The organism is Shewanella sp. T24-MNA-CIBAN-0130 (genome assembly GCF_040310185.1).
GTDB lineage: Bacteria > Pseudomonadota > Gammaproteobacteria > Enterobacterales > Shewanellaceae > Shewanella > Shewanella psychromarinicola.
In genome coordinates, this window is sequence record NZ_JBEOPP010000111.1 from 1 (window position 1) to 2,218 (window position 2,218).

Here is a 2,218-nt window from a genome sequence, read left to right on the forward strand (position 1 = left end):
CCATCGATGCTTGAAGCAGTATTAAAGGCTGGATTCAGTGGTTAGGTTAAAAATTAAACACTCATGCGGTAGCCCTGACATTCGCTCCAGCATATACCGTATTAAAAGTGTTACCTGTAATGGTAGGTTCAATTACTGGTCCATTGTCTTCGGTATACCAGCGCTTATCAGTTTTGTTCCAGCATTCAGTTTGAGTATCATCTTCCTCATCCTCTCTTAACGTAACCTCAAAAGCAAACTCCAGATTAGGTTGCCTATATACCCAGTTAAGAGCTTTTGTATTATCAGCATTTTGTATTGAAAAAGCATTCACATCAGAAGATAAGGTAAGCGATAAGGTATTTGTAAAGCCGTTTTCATTAATTATGTTACCAAGCACAATATCCCAATCATTTTGTGACAAAATACGTGAATCAATCGGTAATTCAGTAAATCCTAAAGCTATAGCGGCGTCACTAAACAGTATGTTGGCTGCTAAAGTAAATACGTCAGTTGAGAAAAATTCTTCTGCAGAAAGGCCACTATCACTTAATATTTGCCAAAGCTCAGCATAAATAGCATTAATAATTATTTCAGCAGCAATTAAGTTTGGTATTTGGGTCGCGATCACTTGTTGTAAATACGCAATAGCATATTCAAGACGAATAAAACTGGCTGTTGCTGAGGCTTCAGCAGACACAGCATATAAGGTTGCTGTGTCTAACTGATATAGGGTTGCCAGCAAACCATCTAATTGAGTAGATAACTGGTTAATTTCGCTGTCAGACAGATTTTGACTCTTCATCTCCATCACACGAGAGAGTTTAATATGAGTCAGGTTGTTAATCGCCCCATTGTATTGTGGGCTAGCGATTAATGTGCCTTTCCCTGCATCACTAACGATAGATTTTGGCGCAGATCGGGTGGTTGAGTTTTTAATGTTAAGCGCTAAAGAGCGTGCTCGAATTGCTTGAGTTGCTTTTGCTGCTTCCCAGTTCGCCACTAAATAATAATCGGGTGTTTCAATTTCGCTGTTCCAATCAACTTGGTAGTTACCTTCATTATCCGTAATGGAATAGGGTTCATCGGTATCACAAGCTAGGTTTTTGTTTAAATCGGCGCAAACAGTCGCACTAAATAATGCACCTTGATATACCGCCAAACCGGTAACCTGGTGATTGTATTCTGATACAGGCGTTGTTGGTGTGCCAGAATCAGGTTGAGTAATGTCAGTACTAGAATCGTCGTCAGATGAACCGCAACCCACTAACATTGCGGCAGAAATTAACATGGCTAATAAGCTTTTATGATGCATTAATGTGTCCTTACATTATGGGTAGAGCTTTTTTGCTCTTATAGAGTGTATTTGAAACATAAAATTGATTCATACAAAGCAATGTATTAAGTCATCAATAGATTGCCGAGTCTGTTTTCGGTATTTAGTCGAATAATATTATTGGGGGAATGTTCAGCTGGCAGCGAAAGCAAATAATTGACCACGATTTTTAATCTTGGTCTTTTTATAAATATTTTGGACATGCATTTTTACGGTATTAACTGAGATACTAAGCTCTTTGGCTATTTCTTCGTTGGTTAATCCATGCAATATGAGGGACAAGACTTGCTGTTCTTTTTTGGTGGTCACCGCGAGTATTTTGGCGCGATTACCTGAAGATGGAATACGCTTTCTTTGTAAAATGTATTTGGATACCGCTTTTGGGTGAAAACTAATGTCGCCATCATGTACTTTTTTGATGCTTTGTATTTGCTGAGCGATAGCGTCATCGACACTAATAGCACCATGAAATCCCGATGAAATAAAGATGACTTCTAATTCCACATTCAGCGCAGGACAGAATGCGATATGCAAGTCGCTTTTAAATAATTCGGCAGATAAGCAACCAATATCTTGTAATGGATTCTCAAGATAATGAACCATAATGGTAGTGCCATTTTCGGCATTTGATTTTGTTGATAATGCGTTGTTGGCATTGGTTGAAATTAGATTAAATTCAATCAAATTCGCGAAGTGCCGAAATTGCCCATAAAGGTGATCAGGGAAATCTACGATTAAAAGGTTATTGCTGAACATGTCACATTCCTTGTTTAAAAACCCAGCATCCTGTTGCTGTCATTTTTTGTTTTCACGACAATATTTTGTTTATATACCCGTGATCATTGAAAATGCTTGATTTTGTCCCAAATGGGATCATCATAGCCCTATGAAACAAATTACACT

The 2,218-nt window shown here is 38.1% G+C and carries 2 protein-coding genes; both read right to left on the reverse strand.

The features are described from left to right. Positions 1-61: 61 nt before the first annotated feature. Entirely contained in the window at positions 62-1,294 is a 1,233-nt protein-coding gene (locus AAEZ02_RS21625) for a hypothetical protein (RefSeq protein ID WP_351124973.1), read from the reverse strand. 153 nt (positions 1,295-1,447) lie between these two features. Next, positions 1,448-2,071: a response regulator transcription factor gene (locus AAEZ02_RS21630; RefSeq protein ID WP_351124976.1), complete on the reverse strand. Its 624-nt coding sequence runs from the start codon at positions 2,069-2,071 to the stop codon at positions 1,448-1,450. Between the last annotated feature and the right edge of the window lie 147 nt (positions 2,072-2,218).